The sequence below is a fragment of the Amycolatopsis sp. NBC_01307 genome (assembly GCF_035975215.1).
Classification (GTDB): Bacteria; Actinomycetota; Actinomycetes; order Mycobacteriales; family Pseudonocardiaceae; genus Amycolatopsis.
This window is the reverse complement of record NZ_CP108403.1, coordinates 9,429,159-9,451,772: the sequence shown is the minus strand read 5'-3', so window position 1 is coordinate 9,451,772 and position 22,614 is coordinate 9,429,159. Positions and strand designations below refer to the sequence as shown.

Here is a 22,614-nt window from a genome sequence, read left to right as displayed (position 1 = left end):
AAGGCCTCCCGTTATTCGACGGTGACAGACTTCGCCAGGTTACGCGGCTTGTCGACGTCGTACCCGCGGGTGCGGGCGATCTCCGCGGCCAGCACCTGCAGCGGCACCGTGGACACCAGCGGCTGCAGCAGCGTCGGCACCGCGGGGATCTCGATCAGCTCGTCCGCGAACGGCCGGACCGTCTCGTCACCCTCTTCGGCGATCACGATCGTGCGCGCGCCGCGGGCCTGGATCTCGCTGATGTTCGACACCAGCTTCGAGTGCAGCACCGCGCGGCCCTTGGGCGAGGGCATCACGACGACGACCGGCAGGCCGTCCTCGATCAGCGCGATCGGGCCGTGCTTGAGCTCGCCGGCGGCGAAGCCCTCGGCGTGCATGTACGCGAGCTCCTTGAGCTTCAGCGCGCCTTCGAGGGCGACCGGGAACCCGACGTGGCGGCCGAGGAACAGCACGGCCTTCGAGTCGGCGATCCGGCGGCCGAGGTCCCGCACCTGGTCCACAGTGGACAGGACCTTCCGGACGGCCGCGGGCATGGCCTCCAGCTCGGCGAACTCGCGGGCGACCTCGTCCGGGTACTTCGTGCCGCGGGCCTGCGCCAGCGCCAGGCCGACCAGGTAGTTCGCCGCGATCTGGGCGAGGAACGCCTTCGTCGAGGCGACGCCGATCTCGGGGCCGGCGTGCGTGTAGAGCACCGCGTCGGACTCGCGCGGGATCTGCGCGCCGTTGGTGTTGCAGACGGCCAGCACGCGCGCCTTCTGCTCGCGGGCGTGCCGGACGGCTTCCAGCGTGTCCGCCGTCTCGCCGGACTGCGACACGGCGACGACGAGCGTCGCGCGGTCGAGCACCGGGTCGCGGTAGCGGAACTCGCTGGCCAGCTCGACCTCGACCGGCAGGCGGCACCAGTGCTCGATGGCGTACTTGGCGACCAGGCCGGAGTGGTAGGCCGAGCCGCAGGCGACGACGAAGACCTTGTCGACGTCGCGCAGGTCCTGGTCGGAGATGCGCTGCTCGTCGAGGATGATCCGGCCGTTGTCGAAGTGCCCGCGAAGGGTGTTCGCCAGCGCCTCGGGCTGCTCCTCGATCTCCTTGAGCATGAAGTACTCGTGGCCGCCCTTTTCGGCGGCCGAGAGGTCCCAGTCCACGGTGAACGGCTTCGCCTGGGCGGCGTCGCCGTGGAAGTCGGTGACCTCGTAGCCCTCGCGGGTGATCACGACGAGCTGGTCCTGGCCCAGCTCGACGGCCTCGCGGGTGTGCTCGATGAACGCCGAGACGTCGGAGGCGACGAAGTGCTCGCCCTCGCCGACGCCGACGACCAGCGGTGACGACCGGCGCGCCGCGACGATCGTGCCCGAGTGGTCGGCGTGCGTCACGACCAGCGTGAACGCGCCTTCGAGACGGCGGCAGACGGCGGCGACGGAGGCCGCGAAGTCCCCGGCGGTCTCGCCGCCGGTGTACGCCCGCGCGATCAGGTGCGCGGCGGTCTCGCTGTCGGTGTCGCTGGCCATCTCGACGCCGTCGGCTTCCAGCTCGGTGCGGAGGGCGGCGAAGTTCTCGATGATGCCGTTGTGCACGACCGCGACGCGCTCGGAGGCGTCCCGGTGCGGGTGCGAGTTGCGGTCCACCGGGGCACCGTGGGTGGCCCAGCGGGTGTGGCCCATGCCGGCGGTACCGGCGAAGCTGCCGCGGCCGACCTTGTCCAGCTCGGCTTCCAGGTTGGCGAGCCGGCCGGCCTTGCGCTCGACGTTCAGCGCGCCCGCGCCGTCGAGGACCGCGACGCCGGCCGAGTCGTAACCGCGGTACTCCATGCGCCGGAGCCCGCCGAGAACGACGTCCAGGGCCGGGCGGTGTCCGACATATCCCACGATTCCACACACGCGCACCAGCCTAACGAGGGACATTCAGCGGGCTGACCGGGCACGTGAACCGCCCGCGACCTGCGCGGACGGCGTCCCACATGGTCCGGACCAATGCGAAAAGGGTGACGTACGCAGCGTGAGCGTCCGGTTCCGCTCCGCGCTTTCGGCGGCCCCGGTGCGGCGAGCGAGCCGGGGCCGGGTGCGGGCAGTAGGGTTCCGGCCATGGCCAGCAAGCCCAAGCAGCTGCTCGCGGAGCTCAAGCACCCGGGTCCGCACGAGGTCCTCCGGGGCAACCTCGCCCTGGTCGGCCTGCCGGGCGTGGTGTACACGCCCCGCGCCGGTCTCGGCCTGCCCGCCGTCGCCTTCGGGCACGGGTGGCTGCAGCCGCCCGACCGGTACCGGCAGCTCCTGCACCACCTCGCCAGCTGGGGCATCGTCGCCGCGGCGCCGGCCACCCAGCGGGGGCCGCTGCCGTCGCACCGGCTGCTCGCCGCCGACCTGCTGACCACCCTCGACGTCGTCACGACGGTCCGCCTCGGCCCGGACGGCATCAGCGTCGACCCGGCGAAGCTCGGCCTCGCCGGGCACTCGGCCGGCGGCGGCTCGGCCGTGCTGGCCGCGGCGCAGGACGCGCAGGCCGAGAACCCGCGGATCCGCGCCGTCGCGACGATCGCGGCCGCCCAGACGCTCCCGCCGGCGAGCGAGGCCGCGCGCGGCATCACCGTCCCGGGCCTGCACCTGGCCGCCGAAGAAGACCTGGTCGCCCCGGCCGTCGGCCACGCCGAGGCGATCTCGGACAACTGGGGCGGCGACGACGTCCAGCTGCGCACCCTCGGCAAGGCGTCCCACCTCGGCGTCGCCGAGGGCCGGCACTGGTCGCAGCTGATCATGCACGGCAAGCCGCACCGCGGCACGCAGCAGCTCACCCGCGCGCTGTTCACGGCGTTCTTCCTGACCCACCTGACCGGCACCGACAAGTACCGGCCCCTGCTGGAGGCGGACGTCAAGCGCGCGACCATCGAGCGCGAGGACGAACCCGCGCACTGACCACACGAGAAAGGCCCGGCGAGGTTCGCCGGGCCTTTCCGCTGTCAGGACCTCAGACCAGCCAGCTCGTGCTGGAGAAGTCGTCCTCGTCCTCGACCGGACGCGCGTGCCGTCCCCGCGGGCGCTGCGGCTCGGGGGCCGGAGGCGGTGGCTCCGGCGTAGGCACGGGCGCCGTCACCGGCTCGGGCCGCGGCGCGGCCGCGGTCGGGGCCGGAGCCGCGGGGAAGCTGTTCGTCGGCGTCGAGTCCTCGTCCTCGCCGCCGAACTGCATCAGCGACTCGCGGCCCTTGTCGGCCAGGGTCTTCTCCGTCGCCCAGCCGCCCGCGCTCTGCTTGCGCTTGTTGAGCTCGTCCATGTGCTCGGCGTACTTCTGCGCGGCACCCAGCTCGTTCTTCAGGCCCTCGCGCGCCTGCGTCTCGGCCTCCGCGACGCGCCGTTCCCGCAGCCCCCGCTGCTCGTCCTGCTCGCGCGCCGCGGCGTCCATCGTGGAGATCGCCGCGCGGTACCGCTCTTCGGCGCTGCTCATCGCCCCTCCTCAGCTCTCACTCGAAAGCCCTCCCAGAAAAGCCCGTCACCGGTCGTACCGGATCGAGCGCTCACCCTCGTCGTCCAGCGAGCCGCTGATCCGGCCCTTCGCCCCGCTCGTCTCGAAGACGCCGCCTTCGATGCGGTACTGGCTGGGGCCGCGCTGCTGGTCGCCACCGCCGCCACCCCCGGGCGAGCCACCCATGCCGCCCATCATCCCGCCCATGCTCCCCATCCCGCTCATGCCGCTGGCCGAGCCGCTCGCGGCCGCCTGGTGCATGCCGGGGTCGACCGGGGTCGCACCGAGCCCGCCGCCGTCGGCCGCGGGCAGCGACGCGTCGCTGCCCGTCTGGGCGCCCGGCTCCAGCGACACCGCGCCGGCGAAGTCGGCCGTGGTGTGGCCACCGGTGACGGCGGAGCCGAAGTCGCTCGCCCCGGCCGTGGTCGTCGAGTCGCCGCCACCGCCGGCCCCGGCGTCGGCCGTGGCCAGCGCCGGTTCGGCCGTCGCGTCGGTGCCGAGGTCACCGGAGAAGTCCATGCCCCCCGGCGCGCTGAACCCGCCACCACCGCCGCCGGCCGACGCGCCCTGCGTCATGCCCGGGTCCGGGTTGTCCGGCGACGGGTCCTTCGTCAGCGGCGGCTCGGCGTCCGCGTCGTGCCGGATCTCGGCGGCGACGCCACTGCCGCTGTCCGGCCCGCCGGCCGCGCCGTCGGACCCCCCGGTGCCGCCGGGGGTCGCGCCGGACGTACTCGTGTCGGACGCCGCGCCGGTGCCGTCGGCCTTGAGGTCGCCGGCCTTCGGGCCGTCCTTCGAGTCCAGCGTGTAGGTGGTCGGCTCACCCTTGCCGTCGTCGACGGTGACGACCGTCGGCCCGCCGGGGCCTTCCGGCCGCTCGGCGGTGATCTTCAGGTTGCCGTCCTGGATGTGGATCTTGCCGTCGGCGCCCGGCTTGTAGCTGCCGTCGGCCGAGGGCTGCCCGTCCTTGACGGCGTGGCTGCCCTGCGGCCCGAAGGCGGCGTCTTTCGCGCCGTCCTTGCCGTCGGCGCCCTTGGCCCCGGCCTTGTCGTCGTCACCCCAGTCGAGGGGGTAGTCCTTCTTGTGGCCCTGGCCGTCGTCCACCGTGATGTCCATCTTGCCCTGCTTGTCGGGCTCGGACATCTCGATCGTGTTGTCGCCCTTCTTGACCGACACGGTCTCCGTGTCGTCGGCGTCCTTGATGGCCTCGCCGGTCTTCGGGTCGATCGGGTACGGCTCGCCGGTCGACGGGTCGACCTCGAGGGGCTTGCCGGTGACCGGGTTGGTGCCGGCGTCCTCGGGTTTCGGCGCGGCGTCCTCCGGCTTCGGCGGCTCGCTCGCGGACGGCGTCGTGGTACCGCCGCCCCCGCTGCCGGTGCCGCCACCACCCGTGCCGGGCCCGCCGCCGGTGCCGGGGCCGCCGCCACCGGTGTTGGAGTCCTTGCCCCCGCCGCCGGTGCTGGTGTCCTTGCCGCCGTCACCCTTGCCCGTGTCCGGGCCGGCGCCCTTGGCCTCGGTCAGCTGGTTGGTGTAGCCGGACAGGTACTGGTCGAGCGCGCCCCACTGCTGGTCGATCGTGTCCTTGGCGGACTTGCAGGAGCCGTTGAACGCGTTGATCAGGCCCTGGTACTCGGTGGTGAACGCGCCGTCGCGCCAGTAGCGGCAGACCTGGCGGCCGTACTCCTTGTTCTCGTCGTTGAAGCCGCAGTCGTCGTTCTGCAGCCGCTCGGCGAGGTTCGTCTGGTTGCCGTTCTGCGCGTTGACGCCGTCGACCCAGCCGGCGACCTTCATGAAGTCGTCGAACTCGCCGGTCTCGCCGTTCGCGATCTTGAGGACGTCACGGGCCATGGAGATGTCGGCCTGGGCGATCGTCGTGCGGTGCAGCGCGAGGACCTCGTCGACCTTCTTCTTGACGGCGTCGAAGACGTGCCCGACGGTCTCCGGGAGCAGCTTCGCGGCGCCGTCGATCTGCTGGGAGAGCTCCTTGGCGTGCGGCTTGATCGCCTCGTCGTACTTGATCTCGGCCGCGTTGGCGCCCTTGCCCTTCCACTCCCCGAAGAGGGTCTGGAGCTCGGTGTCGCTCTTGGAGAGCGTGTCCTCGACGACCTTGTGCGCCTTGCCCAGGTCGTCGGCGTCGGTGAGGAACTTCTGGTACTGGATGCCGCGGTTCTCGTGGAACTTGTCCTTGAGGTCCTTCTGCGGGTCGAGCTGGCCGGTGCCGCCCTTGATCTTGTTCCAGATGTCGGTGGTCCACAGCACCAGGAAGTCGACCGTGACGTTGCCCTGGTCGAGCTGCTCGTCGGAACTCTTCGCGCCCGCGTTGAGCGTCGGCTTCGCGATTCCGTCGAGGTTCTTCTTCGCCTGGTTCTTGCGGTCGGTCTGGGCCTGCTGTTCCTTGCCCTTGGCCTGCGATTCCTGCTGGGCTTCCTTCAGCCGGTCGTCGACCTCGCCGTCGGAACCGGTGGGATAGAGCGGCGTGGTGGCCCAGTTCCGGTCGGAATACCCGTCGATGTATTCCTTGGCGTACTTTTCTTCTTCGTCGTTGAAGTTCCAGGTGTCCTTGTCGTACGCCTCCATGAGGGCGGATTTCTTTTCCATGGAGACGTTCGGGTCGTCGAGGACCTTCTTGATGTCAGCCCATTCGGCCATTACTTGCTCCCCGCCGCGTTGGCCTGCGCACCCGCGTCCGATTCCTGCGTGGTGTACTTCCCGCCCGCGGTACCGATGCCACTGCCGAGGTTCATCAGCGCGTTCGACAGCCCGGTCATACCCGCGCCGATCTCGTCGATCCCGGCCTTGTACTTGCCGAAACCTTCCTGGTGGACGCGGCCGAAGTCCGCAGCCACGATCGCCGTCGGCGCGACTTTCTTCGCTTCGCCCGCCGGGTCGTCCGCGACGTCGTTGAGGCGGATCTGCGCCCGCGTCATCGCTTCCGAACTCGCCGTATAACCGTCTGGCATGGTGGCTGCCCCCTTCGATCCCACAGTCCCTGGCACCTGTTCGAAGACTGTGACGCGCCCGGACGCCGATCGGTGCCGTCGCAGATGCACACAGAGTCTAGCGTTCGGCCGTCTGGCCAGCCGCGACTTCGGAAAAGTGCACCCGGGAGTCACCCGGTGGCGCGCTGTGCTTCGACGGCTTCGGAAATGACCTCGGCGACGCCCCGGACGTCGACCAGCCGGTCGAGCTCGTCCAGGTCGACGGAGACGCCGAAGCGGACCTCGACCCGCGCGAGCAGCTGGATCCGCTGCCGGGACGTCAGGCCGATGTCGTCGAACGGCGTCGAGTCGGCGAGCCGGTCCGGCGGGAGCTCCAGCGCGAGCGCGACGATCTTCCGGATCTCGTCGGCGTAGGCGGCCGCGTCAGTCATGGCGCCCATTCTCACCCCACCAGCGGTCCCGGGCCGCGGCGCGGGAGACCTTGCCGCTGGAGGTGCGCGGCACCGCGCCGGGCCGGACCAGCCACAGGCCGCGCAGGGGCAGGTCGTGGCCCGCCGACACGGCCCGGCGGACGGCGGTGGCCACGGCGTCGTCGTGGTCCGCGGCGCCGACCACGGCCGCCACGCCCTCACCGCGGCCGTCCCGCACCGCGAACGCCGCGACCCGGCCGGCCCGGACGGCGGGGTGCGCGGCCTCGATCGTCGCCTCGATGTCCTGCGGGTGGTGGTTGCGCCCGTCGACGATGATCAGGTCCTTCAGCCGCCCGGTCACGTACAGCAGGCCGTCGTGGACGAAGCCGAGGTCGCCGGTGCGGAGCCAGCCGGGCTCGGCGAAGGCGTCACCGCGGTCCGGCCGGCCCCAGTAACCGTCGGCGACGTTGGGCCCGGCCACCCAGATCTCCTTGTCGACAACCTGGACGCGCTGGCCGTAGGGCCGGCCCACCGACACCAGCCGCTCGCCGTCGAAGTCCGTGATCGTCGGCCCTTCGTCGCCCGCGCTGGCGACGAACACCGTCGCCTCCGCCAGCCCGTAACACGGCTTCTGCGCGGCCCGGGGCAGCCCGAACGGCGCGAAGGCGCGATCGAACGCCTCGACGGTGGCCGCGCGGACCGGCTCGCTGCCGTTGAGCACCGAGTTCACGTGCGACAGGTCGACGTCTTCGAGCTCCCCGGCGGCTTCCGCGGCCAGGTCGAAGGCGAAGTTCGGGGCCGCCGTGATCGCGCCCGGGTGCCCGGCCAGCAGCCGGATCCAGCGGAGCGGGTCGCGCACGAACTCCATCGGCGTGAAGAACACCGAGTGCGCGCCGAGGAACACGGGCGTGCCGATGAGCAGGACCAGGCCCATGTCGTGGAAGAACGGCACCCAGCCGGCGAGGTGGGTCGACGCGTCGGCGTGGTAGCACCGGGTGGTCTGCCAGCAGCTGGCCACCAGCGCGCGGTGGGAGATCACGGCGCCGGCCGGACGGCTCGTCGAGCCCGACGTGTACTGCAGGTAAGCGGGGTCGGTCATGGCGACCGCGGCGGGCGGCTCGACGTCGTCCGGCTCGACGTCGTCAATCGCCAGCAGCACCTCCGGCCGGGACGCCAGGCTCGCCAGGAGGTCCGTCGACGTCAGGATGACCGACGGCGTGGCGTCGGCGAGGGCCGACTCGAGCCGGGCGCGGTTGGTGCGGCCGGCCGGGACGGACAGCGGCACCGCGACGCGCCCGGCGTACAGCGTCCCGAGGAAACCGACGACGTACCCGAGGTCCTGGCGGGCGACGATCGCCACCCGGTCACCCGGCCGGGTGACGCGACGCAGCTCGCGGGCGACCCCGCGGACGCGCGCGAGCACCTGCGGCCACGTCAGGGTGTGATCGACAGGCCCTGGGAACACCCGGCAGGTGAACGCGGGGCGGTCGGCGGCCGCGTTGCGGAGCAGGAGGTCCGTGAGGGGCGTGGTCAGGACCTCGTCCGGGACGGCTGCGGGCGGCACCGCCTCATCCTGCCCTACGGTGTGGATCCGATGGACGAGTTCGAACGGCACGGGATCGCCGTGGTCGAGGGCCGCGACGCGGCGGCGCGCGCCCTGCGGTCGCCGGAGCTGACGTCGGATCCCGGCCTCGGGTCACCCAGCGTGCTGCTGCGCGACGGCGACGGCCACGCACGGGTGCGCGGTGTGCTGCGGGAGATCATCGCCACGCTGGAGCCGTTCCCGGACGCGCTACGCGACGATGTCGAGACGGTCGTCGGCGCGCTGGGGACGTCGTTCGACCTCGTGCGCGACTTCGCGCGGCCGGTCGCGGGCCTGGTGACGTCGGCGGTGCTGGGCGTGCCGCTCGACGACGTCTTCCTGGACCACCTGGAAGCGACGACGGCGAACCTCGACGTCTTCGGCGGCACCGACCGGCAGGGCCAGGCGTCGGCGTTCCGGCTGTCGGTGCAGCTCAGCCGAGCTCCGGCCGAGCCAGGCAGCGGCCTGGCGGCCCTGCGCGCGGCGCACGCCGAAGGCCGGCTCGACGACGACGAGCTGGCGATCAACCCGGTCGTCCTGGCGCACGCGGCGTACGAGAACTCGCTGAACTTCCTGGCGAGCGCCGGACTCTCGCTGGCTTCGGGCGTCGCGCGGACGAGCGCGCGTGACCTGGCGGCGGAGATCTGCCCGGCCCGGTACGTCCTGCGCTTCGGCCCCGACGGCCCGGTGGCGATCTCCCTGACCGACGGCTTGCCGTTCGGCCTCGGCCGTCACGCGTGCCCGGGCTCCGGCGTCGCGCTGGCCGAAGCCGAGATCGCGCTACGCGCGCTGGCCGACGTCCTCAGCGGCGGGTGCCGGGTCGAGGACGTGCGGTGGAAGACCCACCCGGTGTTCCGCGGCCTGGCCTCGGCGCGGGTCCTCGTGAGTGTTTAGGGCGGTTAGAACCGCCCTAAACACTCACGAGAGCCGCGGCAGACTACGAAACGGCGGAGACCACTCCGGCGAGGCGGTCGGCGGCGGCCTGGGCGGTGGCCTGGGCCGGGGCCTCGACCATCACGCGGACCAGCTGCTCGGTGCCGGACGGGCGCAGCAGCACCCGGCCTTCCTCGCCCAGCTCGGCCTCGACCTCGCCGACGGCGTCGCGGACCTCGCTCGACCCCGCGACCGCCGCCTTGTCGGCGACCCGGACGTTGATCAGCACCTGCGGCAGGCGGTTCATCACGGCCGCCAGGTCGGCGAGGGACTTGCCCGTCTCGGCCATGCGGCTCATCAGGCGCAACGCCGTCAGCAGGCCGTCACCCGTGGTGGCGTGCGCCGGGAGGACGACGTGGCCGGACTGCTCGCCGCCGAGGGCGAAGCCGCTGGACCGCAGCTCCTCGAGGACGTAGCGGTCGCCGACCGCGGTGGTGACCACGGTGATGCCGTGGGCCCGCATCGCCAGGTGCAGGCCGAGGTTGCTCATCACCGTCGCGACCAGCGTGTCCTTGGCCAGCTCGCCGGACTCGGCCAGCGCGAGCGCCAGCACGGCCATGATCTGGTCGCCGTCGATCAGCTCGCCGGCGGAGTCGACGGCCACGCAGCGGTCGGCGTCACCGTCGTGGGCGATGCCGAGGTCGGCGCCGTGCTTGACGACGGCCTCGCGCAGCCGATCCGGGTGGTTGGAGCCGCAGTGCTCGTTGATGTTGACGCCGTCGGGCTCGGCGTACAGCGCGACGACCTCGGCGCCGGCACGGCGGTAGATCTCGGGCGCGGCGGCAGACGATGCGCCGTTCGCGCAGTCGACGACGACCTTGAGGCCGTCGAGCGAGTGCGGCGTGACCGCGAGGAGGTGCTCGGCGTAGCGGTCGAGGGCGTCTTCGACGTCCGTGACGCGCCCCACACCGGCGCCGGTCGGCCGGACGGCGTTCGAGGCCAGGCCGGCTTCGATCTCGTCCTCGATGCCGTCGGGGAGCTTGTGCCCGCCCGAGGCGAAGAGCTTGATGCCGTTGTCCGGCATGGGGTTGTGCGACGCGGAGATCATCACGCCCAGGTCGGCCTCGAGCGAGCCGACCAGGTAAGCGACGGCCGGCGTCGGCAGGACGCCGACCCGGCGCACGTCCGCGCCGGCGGAGGTGAGCCCGGCCACGACCGCGGCTTCGAGCATCTCGCCACTGGCGCGCGGGTCCCGGCCGACGACCGCGATGGGCCGGTGCGAGCGGTCGTGCGCGGCGAGGACGCGGGCGGCGCTGGCGGCGAGCGCCAGCGCGAGTTCGGGCGTCAGCTCGGCGTTGGCCAGACCACGTACCCCGTCGGTACCGAACAGGCGTGCCATCGATCGACCTCCTCAGAGCGGCTGCGGCAGCGCAACCACCACGACAACCTAGCGAGCGTTCCCGGGCGCACTACCCCACCCCCGAATGTCGCTCCGAGCACGGGAAATGCGACATCCGCCTGGGCGGGTCGGTAAAAACGCCGGAGCGCCCATCCGATAGACGGATGAGCGCTCCGGTGGGTTGCGCCAGAGGCGCGATCAGCGCTTGCTGTACTGCGGGGCCTTACGGGCCTTCTTGAGGCCGTACTTCTTCCGCTCCGTGGCGCGCGCGTCACGGGTCAGGAAGCCGGCCTTCTTGAGGGCCGGGCGGTCGTCCGCGTCGACCTCGATGAGCGCACGGGCGATGGCCAGGCGCAGCGCGCCGGCCTGACCCGAGACGCCGCCACCGTGCAGGTTGGCGAAGATGTCGAACGCGTCCGGCTTCTCGACCAGGACCAGCGGGTCCTTGATGAGCTGCTGGTGCACCTTGTTCGGGAAGTACTCCTCGAGGGTGCGGCCGTTGAGCTTGAACTCACCGGTGCCCGGGACGACACGCACGCGAACGACGGCCTCCTTGCGGCGGCCGACGGTCTGGGCGTTGCCGCCCGCGGCCCGCGACGGGCGCGGGGCGGTGGCGGACTCGCTGGTCGCCGCCGGGGTCTCGCTGGTGGCCACCGGGGTCTCGCTCGTCGCGACCGGCGTCTCGCTGGTGGCGACGGCAGCCTCGGGAGCTTCCGTGGTTTCGGGAGCCTCGGTGGCTTCCGGGGTCTCGACGGCGCCGGTCTCGGTCGCCTCGGTGGTGACCTCGGCGGTCTCGGGCTCGGTGCTGGTCACAGACTGTTCCTCACTCACTGCGCGACCTGCGCGATCTTGGTGATCTCGCGCACCTGCGGCTGCTGCGCGGTGTGCGGGTGCTGCGGGCCGGCGTAGACCTTCAGCTTCTTGGCCTGGGCACGGCCGAGCTTGTTCTTCGGCAGCATGCCCTTGACGACCTTCTCGAGAAGGTGTTCGGGCTTGGTGTCGAGCAGCTCGCCGAAGGACCGCTTGCGCAGACCGCCGGGGTAACCGCTGTGCCGGTAGGCGAACTTCTGCGTGCGCTTGTTTCCGGTGAGCGCGACCTTCTCGGCGTTGACGATGATGACGAAGTCACCGGTGTCCACGTGCGGGGCGTAGGTCGGCTTGTGCTTGCCGCGCAGCAGCGTGGCGACCTCGGTCGCGAGCCGGCCGAGCACGACATCCTCGGCGTCGATCACGTGCCAGGCACGAGTGACGTCGCCGGGCTTGGGGCTGTACGTGGGCAAGGGTCTACCTCGTCGTCAACATTGCGTGTGGGTTCTGTGCGGGCCTAGCGCGCTGATGCGCCGCAACGCACAACGACATATGAAGATACCCCCACGCTCGCCGCAGCCACGCATCGGGGGTGGGTGGAAGCGCCGGGACAGGCCCGGCCACTGCGGACTCTACCCGGTTTTCCGGCCGAAGTGCCCGCACGCGCGGCCCCGACACGCGAGGATGAGACGATCCGGGCGCCCGGAGCACGGGCACAGGCGAGCAGGGGACGGCGATGAGGAAACGACCGACGGCGATCTTCGTCCTGGGGGCGTTCCTGGCGCTCGTCAGCGCCTGCGGCCAGGCCAAGGCGGGCACGCCGCTGCCGAAGGGCGACGACGCGGCGGACTACGTCGGCGGCAAGTTCGAGCAGGTGATCGGCAAGCTCGAGGACAGCATCACCGACACCCGCGACGTCACCAACTCGCTCGACGCCTACTTCAAGTTCGACGACAAGTGGGTCCACAGCACCGTCACGTCGGCCCGCACCGGCAGCCCGGAGAACCGGGTCGTGCGGCACCGCTCGCTGAAGAACCCCGACGAGATCATCGACACGTACACCCCGGCCGACGGCCCGGTCGAGTACACCTACCTCGGCCCGATGTACGTCCAGAAGGGCGTCTCGCCGACGGCGTGGGTGTCGATGCCGAAGCCCGAAGCCGGCCTGATCCAGCCCTGCGTCTGGGGCGGGGTGCTGACCCCGTGCCGGATGGCCGACTCGACGGTGGACGCCTACCGGGCCGACAAGCGGGCGGTCCGCGGGGCGAAGAGCCTCGGCGACGGCAAGACCGCGCTGACGGTCAACGTGCCCTTCGAGGTCTTCGTCAAGAACCGGGTCGAGATCCTGCCGGCCAGCGTCACCAGCCTGATCGGGCCGGAGCTGAACAAGGCCATGGTGCCGACCACGATCACGCTGAACCCGGACGGCAGCCTGGTCTCGTTCGCGATGGACGCCAAGTTCGGCGGCGACAGCCACCAGGTCGAGCTCAAGTACGAGTTCAAGTTCACCGGCCCGGCGAGCCTGCAGGACATGCCGAAGCTGCCCGACGCGTCGCAGATCACCGTGCTGCCCGACCGCGCGGCGATGGACGACTTCTACCGCCGGCTCGGCGACGCGCAGGGCAACTGATCCGTGGCCGTCTCCCCCCGCCCGACCCGAGGTGATCCCCGATGACCCAGCCGCCCGACCAGCAGCCGCAGTGGTGGCAGCCGCCGGCCAACCCGCCGGCGCCGGGCCACCCGCAGTCCCCGGCGTGGCAGCCGGAGCAGCAGGCGACCGGCCCGCATTCCGGGCAGTGGCAGCAGAACGACGCCCCGGGCGCGGCCACCGGGTCCTACACCGGCCAGTGGGCCCCGCAGCAGCCCGGCCCGAGCGGGTCGTTCTCCGGGCCGTGGCAGGGACAGCCGAACGCCCCGTGGCAGCCGCAGCCGCCGGCACCCCAGCAGAGCACCCCGGGCGGCGGCCGGCCGCCACAGCAGCCGGGCCCGCAGTACGGCGGCGGGTTCCAGCCGTCGCAGTACGGCGGCCTCGGCGCGTTCGCCGCGGCGCCCGAGAAGCGGCCGAAGTCGAAGAAACCCTTGCTGATCGCCGGGATCGTGGTCCTGGTGCTCGTGCTCGGCGGCGGTGGCGCGTGGCTGCTCGGCGCGTTCCGCGGGGACGTCCTGGACCAGGAGTCCCTTCAGGACGGTGTGGTCAAGGTCCTGAACGAGAACTACGGCGAGCCGGACGTGAAGAACGCGCAGTGCCCGTCGAACGAGGCGGCCCAGAACGGCACGACCTTCGACTGCACGGTGCAGATCGGCGGCCAAGCCAAGAAGGTCACCGTGCGGGTGCTCAACGACCGGCCCGAGTACGAGGTCGGCGCGCCGCACTGAGTTCCCGGCTCGCCACCCGTCCGGCCGGTCAGGCGCGGTCGTGGAGGGTGACCTGGTAGCCGTCGGGGTCGGCGAAGGTGAACGTCCGGCCGAAGGGGCCGTCGATCGGCGCGGCGACGATGGTGTGGCCGCCGGCGACGAGAGCGTCGTGGATGGCCTGGACGTCGGTGGCGTGCAGCCAGATCGCGGCACCGATGCCGGGCTGGGCAACGGATGCGAGGTCGGTGCCGGGAACGACGTCGCGGAGTGCGAACGCGATCGGCTTCGTCTCGAAGACGACGGCGTGCGGCGGTCCGGCCGGCGAGCGGACGAGGCCGAGGTACTGCTCGTAGAACGCCTGTGAGGCAGCGAGGTCGCGCGCCTGGAGCGAGATGAAGTCGGGGCCGGTGACGGGCATGTGGTGCTCCTTCTTTCCGTGTCAGTCTTCTGACACGGCTCAATCTATGTCAGAATACTGACATGAGTCAAGACGGAGTCGGCGTCGACCTGGAGACGTCACTGGGCTACCTGCTGAAAGAGGCGTCGAGCGCCCTGCGCGCGGCCATGGACGAGGTGCTGCGGCCGCTCGGGATGAGCGTGACGCACTACTCCTGCCTCGAACTGCTGGCCCAGCGACCGGGCTTGTCGAACTCCGAGCTCGCGCGGGGCGCGTTCGTGACCCGGCAGTCGATGAACGTGCTGCTCCAGAACCTGGAACGAGAGGGCCACGTGACCAGGCCCGAGGCGGCCCCCGTCGGGAAGGTGCTGCCCACGCGGCTCACGCCTCGCGGCCGGCGGAGCCTCGAGAAGGCGACCGTGGCGGTGCGGTCCGTCGAGGTCCGGATGCTGGCCGGGATGACCGAAACCGAGCAGTCAGGCGCGTTCCGGATCCTGCGGAGCATGATCCGGTCCCTGCGCGACGGCGGCTAGCCGCTTCTCCATCTTCCGCGATGAGCCGGTTTTCCTTGTCCGGAAACGGAAAACGGCGGGCCCCGCACCGAAGTGCGGGCCCGCCGTGGTTCCCGGGGCTAGCGGCTCAGAACAGGCCTTCGACGGCGCTGTCCGTCGACTGGTAGCCGTCGGCGATCTGCGGCAGGGCGGCGGCGATCTGCGCCAGAACCTGCTTCAGGTCCTCGAAGCTCTGGTCCCACGCGCGCTGGGCCTGGTCGTACTGCTCCTTGGCGGAACCGGTCCAGGTGGTGATCAGCGGCTTCAGGTCGTCCTTGAGGCGGTCGAACGCCTGCTGCAGCTCGCCGCCGGTCTGCGTGCAGTCGTCCGCGGCAGCGCGGATGGTGGCGTAATTGACGACAATGCCGGCATCGGACATGACGTACTCCTTCAGAAATCAAGAATTTTGGGTGAATGAAAGAAAGACGAGGGTGAAGCTCAGCCGAGCGCGTCGAAGCCGCGGTTGACGGCGCCCAGGATCTCCTGCTGCTGCTGCTCGGACTTCTCGTACTTCGAACCGGCCTCGCGGAGGAGCTCCGCGATCTTCTGCAGCGCCTGGTTCATCTTGCGGGCGTCCTCGTCGAAGCGCTGCATGACGTGGTCGAACGCCTTCTGCGCGTCGCCCTGCCAGCCGGCGCGGGTGGCCTCGATGCGGTCGCGCAGCGTGGACAGGTTGCTGTCCATGCCCGCGCGGACCTCGGTGACCTTGCCCTCGGCGTCGGTGAACTGAGCAACTGTCCCTGTGAATCCAGACATGCTGGAAACCCCCTTCATAAGAGTGGTTGGCCGTGCCAGGTCGTTCGTTTGTACGGCCCTACGACGCAGACCCTGCCATGCCCGGTTCCCTCTTGTCGTGCTTCACCGGCAAGTAGTTGCTTGCGTGAACGCTCCCTCTGGGAACCGATCGCCGCCCGTTGCGGCGAATCACCCCGATCCGGCGACTCGTCACCCGAAAATACGTTCTCCACCAGCGGGGTTAGCACACGCACAGCGAACACGCGGTGAACTCACTGGCCACGATTCATGATTCGCATTTGGGAAAAGTCTTCGTCATCGTCACTCGTTCGAGGGGCCCGAGCGGGAGATTGCGAACGCGAAGGAACCGAATCGGGAACCACGGGGGTCTCGGGAGTCTCCGGAACCGCCAGTCCGCGGGCCCGGCGGAACCGTTCGGCGGCCGCCCGCAGGGTGCCGGGCGTCGGATCGCCGGACTTGGCGCCGCGACCCGTTCGCTTCAGCAATTCGACGTTTTCGCTGTGGTGGCGCTGATTGCGCGCCTTCGCGTTCCCGGAGACGCGCCGGGCGTGCGTCACGGCGTCCTGGCCGATCCGCTTGAAGGACGCCGCGGCGCTCTCGAATTCTTCGGACGGCACCGCGTGCCCTCCTCTCAGTTGAGGATTTCCACCGTCCGCACGGCCTGCGTGCAGGCGGCGGCGACCCGGTCGCGCAGCTCGGGCTGCACGTACTGGCAGCCGACGTGGACCCGGATCCGGCCCTTCGCCACGACGTACCAGTCGACCTGGATGTCGGGGCGGTCCGGCTTGACCTGGTGGTAGAAGATCACCGTGCGACCCGCGTACGAGGCGCTCGGGTTGTACGCACTGTACTGGTCCGGGTCGTTGTCGGCGCTCTTCTTGAGCTCGTCCGAGAGCTTCTGCGGGTCCGCCGTCGCGTCGTAGTCCATGACGTACTCCTGCGCGACGAGCAGGTCGTTGCCGTCCGCCGACTCCTGCGGGTGGATGACGACCTGGCGGTCGGCGACCCGATCGTCGGTCTGGACCCAGTCGGTGGGCGCGACGAACTTGAAGTCGTACTGCGAGAGCGTCCGGCCGGTCTCGGCCTGGGTGCTGTCGCGCGTGAAGAAGAGCACCCCGCCGACGACGAGCGCGGCCACGACGACCACCGCGACGGCCACGACCCCCCACAGCTTCTTGCGGTCCTTCGCGGGCGGCTCGGGCGCGGGCGGAGCCGCGGACGCGCCACCGGGCCGGCCACCAGGGCCACCAGGCCCGCCGGGGCCGCTCTGGGCGGGCTGACCGGCCGCCGGCGTCCACGGACGGGCCGCGGGCTGGCCGTGGGGCGGTGACGGAGGCGGCCCGGGACGGTTCGCGTTCGGCGGGGTGAACTGAGCCGGTGCGGACCGGGGTGGCGCCGGGCGCGGGGCGACGTCGCCGGGGCGGACGACCTCCGTGCGCTGCGCCGCCGGGTTCAGCGCGCCTCCCGGGACCGCGCCCATCCGGGCCATCGCCTCACCGGGCAGCGCGCCGGTGCGGTCCGGGTCGACCAGCACCGCGCGCAGCGCGCCGCGCGCGACCACCGTCTCCGGCTGGTCGAGGCTCGTCGGGACGACGCCGGTGCGTTCGTGCACCAGCCGGGAGATCATCGGGATCCGGCTCGACCCGCCGACCAGGAAGATCGCGGTGAGCTGCTTCGGCCGCAGGCCGGCGTCGCCGATCGACGCGACGGTCAGCTCCACCGCGCGCCCCAGCGGCGCCGCGATCAGCCGTTCGAGGTCCTCGCGGGTGACGTGCGCGTCGGCGAACGGCGGCGGCATCGGGACGTCGGTGTAGGCGTGCCGCGACAGGGTTTCCTTCGCCCCGCGCACGTCCTGGCGCAGCACACGGCGGCGTCGGCGGTCGACGAGCTCCCGGCCTTCGACGAGCTGGCGCCAGGCGTCCTGCTCCCCACCCGCCACGAGCTCGCCGACGTGCTCCAGCAGCGCCTGGTCGATGTCCGCGCCACCGAAGGCGGGATCACCGCGGGTGGCGAGGACCTGGAAGCCGCCGCGCTGCGGGCGGCCGGCCCGGTCCCGGGCGGTGTCCGGCGGGAGCCGGCGCACGACGCTGACGTCGACCGTGCCGCCGCCGAGGTCCAGCACCGCGAGCGCGTCGCCCGGGCGGCCGCTGAACTCGACGGTGCGGTCGTTGGTGACGTCCTGCGGTGCGAACGTCGCGGCGTGGTAGACCGCCGCCGCGACCGGCTCCGGCACCAGCGCGACCTCGCGCGCCAGCCCGCCGGCCGCCTGCCGCAGCAGCCGGGTGCGGATGGCACCCCAGTCCGCCGGGTGGGTCAGCACGAGCAGGTCGACCTCGGCCTCACCGGCCAGCCGGCGCGCCTCGGCGACCGCGCGGCCGAGCACGGCGTGCACGACGTCGGTGACCCGCAGGACGCTGTCGCCGAGCAGCAGCTCGCCCTCGTCGATCCGCCGCTTGGGGTTCGGTTCGTAGCGCGACGGGTCGACCGCCGCCTGCCGCTCGGCCTCCTGGCCGACGAACAGCGTGCCGTCGGCCGCCGCGTACACGGCCGAGGACATCAGCGGCTGGCCGTCGATCACCACGACCTGCGGATCGCGCCCGTTGACCGAGGCGACGACACAGGTACTCGATGTCCCGAAGTCCACCGCTACCCGCACTGTCACCCGATGCTCCCGCAATACTCGCCGCGATCCCCCGCGCCACCGCGATCACGCCGGCGGCGCGCACCCTCGGGGAGGAAACCTACCCCGTCGTCGAAGGTGCGCCCCGCTGCACCGTTCCCGATCCGGCCAAAAGCAGGCCGCCGCCCCCGGAGGACGCGACCGTTCCACGAAACCCTTCGGCCGTGGCTGTGGCCGGATCGGGGACGAACGGCGCAGTTCAGTCCGGTTGGATCCACGACACCTGGATCAGCTGCTTGCCGTGCTTGCGGGTCAGCATCAGGCCCCGGCCCGGCGGCATCGCACTCGGCTTGATGTTGCCGATCAGCGCACCTTCGTCGCGCGAACCGTTCATCACCATGCCCGGCGCCGCGATCTCCTTCAGCTTGCCGATGATCGGGTCGTACATCGCCTTGCTCGCACCACCGGTGCGCCGCACGACCACCAGGTGCAGGCCGACGTCCTTGGCCTGCGGCAGGAAGTCCGAGATCTTCCGCAACGGGTTGTTGGACGAGGTGGCCACCAGGTCGTAGTCGTCGACCAGGATGAACAGCTCCGGGCCCTTCCACCACGACCGCGTCTTCAGCTGCTCCTGCGTGACGTCCGGGCCGGGCAGGCGCCGCGTCATCGAGTTGAAGACGTCGTTGACCATGCTCTCCAGCTGCGCCGCCGACACCGCGTAGCCGAGCAGCGAATCGCCCTGGACGAACCCGAGCATCGAGCGCCGGTAGTCGACCAGCAGGATCAGCGCTTCCTTCGACGTGAACCGCTCGGAGATGCCCCGGGCGATCTGCCGCAGCAGGTTCGTCTTCCCCGACTCGCCGTCGGCGAACGCGTAGAAGTGCGGCTCGGCGTTGAAGTCCAGGTAGATCGGCTGCAGGTCCTCTTCGTTGACGCCGATCGGGATCAGCTTCGACTCGCGGGCCGTGTCGAGCTTCAGCACCTCGTCGTAGGTGATCATCTCCGGCAGCAGGCGGACCTGCGGCGCCACCCGGCCCCGCCACGCCGCCTTGATCTTCGCCACCGCGTCGGCCACGCCGGACGCGATCGTCTCCGCGTCACTCGAGCCGTCGATCCGCGGCAGGCCGCCGAGCAGGTGCAGCTTCTCGCGCGTCAGGCCGCGGCCCGGCCGCCCGGCCGGGATGTTGACCGCGATCCGGCGGTCGATGTCCGACTCTGTCGGGTCACCGAGGCGCAGCTCGAACCGGGTGCCGATCATGTCCTTGATCGCCGGGCGGATGTCCGCCCACCGGTTGGCGGAGATGATGACGTGCACGCCGTAGGACAGGCCCTGGGTGGCGAGCCGGGTGATCGTTGTTTCGAGCTCTTCGAAGTCGTCGCGCAGGGCCCGCCAGCCGTCGACGATCAGGAACGCGTCGCCGAACGGGTCCTGGTCCGGCCGGATCTCGCCGCGGCGCTTCCGGTTGCGGAACTCGGTCATCGAGTCGATGCCCATCGCCCCGAACCGGCCTTCCCGCTCGACGAGCAGGGTGGTCAGCTCGGCCACGATCCGGCGGGCCTTGTCCGGCTCGCGCCGGGCCACGGCCACCCCGCCGACGTGCGGCAGGTCGGCCAGCCCGGCCAGGGTGCCACCACCGAGGTCGAGGCAGTAGAACTGCGCCTCTTCCGGCGTGTGCGTCAGCGCCATCGACATGATCAGCGTCCGCAGCATCGTCGACTTGCCCGACTGCGGGCCGCCGACGATCACACCGTGGCCGGCCGCGCCGGCGAAGTCCGCCCACAGCGGGTCACGGCGCTGCTCGTAGGGCCGGTCGACGATGCCCAGCGGCACCTGCAGCCGGCCGTTGCCGAAGAAACCGACCGGGGACAGGCCGCGGTCGTCGGTCGGGTTCAGGTTCGGCAGCAGCGTGTCGAGCGAGTTCGGGTCCTTCAACGGCGGCAGCCACACCTCGTGCGCCGGCGGGCCCTGCCCGATCAGCCGCGAGACGATGACGTCCAGCTCGCTCGGCTCGACCGCCTCTTCGGGCTGCTGCCGCTCTTCGACCTTCGGCGCCGCGTCGAACAGCTCCGGTTCCGGTTCCTTCGGCAGCTCGACGAAGTCCGGGACGAACAGCTGCGGGCGCTTGTCCGCGCGCACCACCGTCGCCGCCGGGCCCGCGGCCTGGATGCCGGCCGGCCGGTACGGGCCCGACACGTAGGACGCCTTGAACCGCACCAGCGTCGAGGTGTCGAACTTCAGGTACCCGCCACCGGGGACCGAGGGCAGCTCGAACGCGTCCGGGACGCCGATCGCGGCGCGGGACTCCGCCGCGGAGAACGTCTTCAGGCCGATCCGGTAGGACAGGTGCGAGTCGAGCCCGCGCAGCTTGCCCTCTTCCAGGCGCTGCGACGCGAGCAGCATGTGCATCTGCAGCGACCGGCCCAGCCGGCCGATCGCGACGAACAGGTCGATGAAGTCCGGCTTCGCCGCGAGCAGTTCGGAGAACTCGTCGCAGACGATGAACAGCGCGGGCAGCGGGTCGAGGTCGGCGCCGTTCTCACGGGCTTTCTCGTACTCCCAGACGTTCTTGAAGTTACCGCCGTTCTTCAGCGCTTCCTGCCGGCGGTTCATCTCGCCGGCCAGCGCGTCCTTCATGCGGTCGACCAGCGTGACCTCGTCCGCGAGGTTGGTGATGACCGCGGAGACGTGCGGCGCCTTGTCGAGACCCAGGAAGGTCGCGCCACCCTTGAAGTCGACGAGGACGAAGTTGAGCGTGCTCGACGAGTGCGTGGCCAGCATGCCCAGCACCAGCGTGCGGAGGAACTCCGACTTGCCGGAACCGGTCGCGCCGATGCACAGGCCGTGCGGGCCCATCCCTTCGGCGGCGGCTTCCTTGATGTCCAGCTCGACCGGCTGGCCGTACTCGCCGACGCCGAACGGGACGCGGTAGCGGTCGCGGATCGGGCGGGGCCGCCACGCCTGCTGGACGTCGAAGGTCATCGGGTCGCCCGGGATGCCGAGCAGCTCCAGCAGCGACGGGTTGGACAGCAGCGGCTCTTCGTCGCTGACGTCCTGCCCGGCCGCGCCACCGACGCGGTAGGGCGAGATGAGCCGCGCGAGCGACTCCGTCTCGACGACGCTCAGGGTGTCCGGGCGGCCGAACCACTCGACGCCGCCGGCACTGCGCGCGCCGAGCCTGTCGGCCTCGACGACCAGCCGCAGCCCGCGGCGGGCGGCGAGGTTGCCGATGGAGTCGGACAGGTCGATCAGCGTGACGCCGACCAGGCCCTCTTCGAGGATGATCTGCTCTTCGCGGGTCACCTCGGCGTCGTCGACGATGATCACGACGTGCGGCTGGTCCGGCGCCGGGGTGGCGTTGCGGGAGAACCGCTGGCGGTCACGCAGTTCTTCGTCGAGCCAGTTTTCGATCTGGGCCAGCGAGCCGGCCATCATGCGGAGCTGGCCGATGCCGTCGGACATCGTGGGGTGCTGGGCGTGCGGCAGCCACTTCGCCCACTCCCACTCCTCCTTCGCGCGCCCCGCGGTGGCGACCGCGATCAGCACGTCGTCGGGGCTGTGGAAGGTGACCATCTGCGCGAGCATCGCGCGGGTCAGGCCGCGGGTCAGCGCCCGGTCGCCCTGCATGCTCACCGCGGCGAACCCGCGCAGCGTGATCTGGGTGGGCAGGTCCGGCACGATCGAGTGCGCGCGCACGAACCGGCGCAGCGCGAGGGTGGCGATCGGCTCCAGCTCGTCGACCGGCCCGGTCTGCGGCGGGACCAGCCGCGTCGCGAGGCGGTGCGAGCTGCGCCCGACGCGCAGGTGCAGGAAGTCCTGGTCGTTCTGGCGGCGCTCCCACATCCGGCGGCTGCCCGCCAGCGGCCACAGGGACTGGGGGTCCGGGTGCACCCACTCGAGCGCGGCCCGCTGGTCGACCATCGCCTCGCGGGCGCGATCGCGCATCTGGCCCAGGTAACGGAGGTAGTCCTTGCGGTCCTCGTCCATCTCGGCGCGCTTGGCGCCACCGCCCTTGCCGCCACCGCCGGCCATCATCCCGAGCGTGCCGACGACCATCATGCCGCCCATGGCCATCATCATCGGGTTCCGGTTGCTGGCCTGGAACATGAAGACCATCATCCCGAGCGACGCCACGATCATCACGATCGGCAGCGCCTTCATGACGATGTTGCCGGGGATGACGCGGGGCACCTCGGGCGGCGGCTCGAGGTGCACCTCACCACCCGGCGGGCGCGGTGCCGCCAGCCGCGGCGACTTCTTGAACTGCAGCGTGCTCATCGAAGGACCCCTCATTCAAACTCGACGATGGCGGCCACCGTTTAGTGCACAAGGTGCGCGGAACAACCTAGCGAACGTCGCGGAGGAATTCCGGCGGATACCGCAACCGCCTCTGTGACCCACGTCGGGCGTCCCTGCCCTCGTCCGGCGAGTGTACGGCCCACGACCGACAGTCATGATCGCTCGGGGAAATCTGCCTTCACAC

20 protein-coding genes are annotated in these 22,614 nt (G+C 71.3%); 5 read left to right on the top strand and 15 right to left on the bottom strand.

Annotated elements, in window-relative coordinates; translation table 11 throughout:
• Positions 1-11: 11 nt before the first annotated feature.
• Positions 12-1,874, bottom strand: coding sequence for a glutamine--fructose-6-phosphate transaminase (isomerizing) (glmS, locus tag OG439_RS42450; protein ID WP_326946042.1), 1,863 nt, complete (start codon positions 1,872-1,874; stop codon positions 12-14).
• Positions 1,875-2,078: 204 nt separating this feature from the next.
• Here glmS and OG439_RS42445 point away from each other — a divergent pair, with 204 nt between their 5' ends.
• Positions 2,079-2,903: a dienelactone hydrolase family protein gene (locus tag OG439_RS42445; protein WP_326946041.1), complete on the top strand. Its 825-nt coding sequence runs from the start codon at positions 2,079-2,081 to the stop codon at positions 2,901-2,903.
• 52 nt (positions 2,904-2,955) lie between these two features.
• Here OG439_RS42445 and OG439_RS42440 read toward each other — a convergent pair whose 3' ends face one another.
• The 5 genes from OG439_RS42440 to OG439_RS42420 form a co-directional block, all read right to left on the bottom strand.
• Positions 2,956-3,429: a hypothetical protein gene (locus OG439_RS42440; protein WP_326946040.1), complete on the bottom strand. Its 474-nt coding sequence runs from the start codon at positions 3,427-3,429 to the stop codon at positions 2,956-2,958.
• 45 nt (positions 3,430-3,474) lie between these two features.
• Positions 3,475-6,093: a WXG100 family type VII secretion target gene (locus OG439_RS42435; protein WP_326946039.1), complete on the bottom strand. Its 2,619-nt coding sequence runs from the start codon at positions 6,091-6,093 to the stop codon at positions 3,475-3,477.
• On the bottom strand, positions 6,093-6,404 hold the full coding sequence (locus tag OG439_RS42430; RefSeq protein WP_247060586.1) for a hypothetical protein: 312 nt from the start codon (positions 6,402-6,404) through the stop codon (positions 6,093-6,095). The genes OG439_RS42435 and OG439_RS42430 overlap by 1 nt, the downstream gene beginning before the upstream one ends.
• A 149-nt stretch (positions 6,405-6,553) precedes the next feature.
• Positions 6,554-6,814 (bottom strand): acyl carrier protein, encoded by a 261-nt coding sequence (locus OG439_RS42425; RefSeq protein ID WP_247060584.1) that lies wholly within the window; start codon positions 6,812-6,814, stop codon positions 6,554-6,556.
• The gene (locus tag OG439_RS42420) at positions 6,807-8,357 is read right to left on the bottom strand and encodes a fatty acyl-AMP ligase (RefSeq protein ID WP_326946038.1); all 1,551 of its coding nucleotides are present in this window, start codon (positions 8,355-8,357) and stop codon (positions 6,807-6,809) included. The genes OG439_RS42425 and OG439_RS42420 overlap by 8 nt, the downstream gene beginning before the upstream one ends.
• Positions 8,358-8,387: 30 nt before the next feature.
• On the opposite strand from OG439_RS42420, the gene OG439_RS42415 reads away from it, so the two are divergent.
• The gene (locus tag OG439_RS42415; protein ID WP_326946037.1) at positions 8,388-9,269 is read left to right on the top strand and encodes a cytochrome P450; all 882 of its coding nucleotides are present in this window, start codon (positions 8,388-8,390) and stop codon (positions 9,267-9,269) included.
• A 43-nt stretch (positions 9,270-9,312) separates the two neighbouring features.
• Here the strand turns inward: OG439_RS42415 and glmM are convergent, their stop codons facing one another.
• From glmM to rplM, 3 genes are all read right to left on the bottom strand, one after another.
• Entirely contained in the window at positions 9,313-10,647 is a 1,335-nt protein-coding gene (glmM, locus tag OG439_RS42410) for a phosphoglucosamine mutase (RefSeq protein WP_326946036.1), read from the bottom strand.
• Positions 10,648-10,845: 198 nt separating this feature from the next.
• Positions 10,846-11,301 carry a 30S ribosomal protein S9 gene (rpsI, locus tag OG439_RS42405; protein ID WP_326951748.1) on the bottom strand — a complete coding sequence of 152 codons (456 nt, stop codon included), beginning with the start codon at positions 11,299-11,301 and terminating at the stop codon, positions 10,846-10,848.
• 173 nt (positions 11,302-11,474) lie between these two features.
• Entirely contained in the window at positions 11,475-11,927 is a 453-nt protein-coding gene (gene rplM / locus OG439_RS42400) for a 50S ribosomal protein L13 (protein ID WP_247060576.1), read from the bottom strand.
• A gap of 263 nt (positions 11,928-12,190) precedes the next feature.
• Here rplM and OG439_RS42395 point away from each other — a divergent pair, with 263 nt between their 5' ends.
• Entirely contained in the window at positions 12,191-13,084 is an 894-nt protein-coding gene (locus OG439_RS42395; RefSeq protein WP_247060575.1) for a hypothetical protein, read from the top strand.
• 41 nt (positions 13,085-13,125) lie between these two features.
• The gene (locus tag OG439_RS42390) at positions 13,126-13,830 is read left to right on the top strand and encodes a DUF4333 domain-containing protein (protein ID WP_326946035.1); all 705 of its coding nucleotides are present in this window, start codon (positions 13,126-13,128) and stop codon (positions 13,828-13,830) included.
• A gap of 28 nt (positions 13,831-13,858) precedes the next feature.
• Here the strand turns inward: OG439_RS42390 and OG439_RS42385 are convergent, their stop codons facing one another.
• On the bottom strand, positions 13,859-14,227 hold the full coding sequence (locus OG439_RS42385) for a VOC family protein (RefSeq protein WP_326946034.1): 369 nt from the start codon (positions 14,225-14,227) through the stop codon (positions 13,859-13,861).
• Between the two features lie 62 nt (positions 14,228-14,289).
• On the opposite strand from OG439_RS42385, the gene OG439_RS42380 reads away from it, so the two are divergent.
• The gene (locus OG439_RS42380; protein WP_326946033.1) at positions 14,290-14,739 is read left to right on the top strand and encodes a MarR family winged helix-turn-helix transcriptional regulator; all 450 of its coding nucleotides are present in this window, start codon (positions 14,290-14,292) and stop codon (positions 14,737-14,739) included.
• 106 nt (positions 14,740-14,845) lie between these two features.
• On the opposite strand, the gene OG439_RS42375 is transcribed toward OG439_RS42380, so the two are convergent.
• From OG439_RS42375 to eccCa, 5 genes are all read right to left on the bottom strand, one after another.
• Positions 14,846-15,136, bottom strand: a complete 291-nt coding sequence (locus OG439_RS42375) for a WXG100 family type VII secretion target (RefSeq protein ID WP_247060571.1) — start codon at positions 15,134-15,136, stop codon at positions 14,846-14,848.
• A gap of 59 nt (positions 15,137-15,195) precedes the next feature.
• Positions 15,196-15,513, bottom strand: a complete 318-nt coding sequence (locus OG439_RS42370) for a WXG100 family type VII secretion target (protein WP_326946032.1) — start codon at positions 15,511-15,513, stop codon at positions 15,196-15,198.
• Positions 15,514-15,764: 251 nt separating this feature from the next.
• Positions 15,765-16,130 (bottom strand): hypothetical protein, encoded by a 366-nt coding sequence (locus tag OG439_RS42365; RefSeq protein WP_247060568.1) that lies wholly within the window; start codon positions 16,128-16,130, stop codon positions 15,765-15,767.
• A gap of 14 nt (positions 16,131-16,144) precedes the next feature.
• The gene (locus tag OG439_RS42360; RefSeq protein WP_326946031.1) at positions 16,145-18,175 is read right to left on the bottom strand and encodes a type VII secretion-associated protein; all 2,031 of its coding nucleotides are present in this window, start codon (positions 18,173-18,175) and stop codon (positions 16,145-16,147) included.
• A 217-nt stretch (positions 18,176-18,392) separates the two neighbouring features.
• Entirely contained in the window at positions 18,393-22,409 is a 4,017-nt protein-coding gene (gene eccCa, locus OG439_RS42355; RefSeq protein ID WP_326946030.1) for a type VII secretion protein EccCa, read from the bottom strand.
• Between the last annotated feature and the right edge of the window lie 205 nt (positions 22,410-22,614).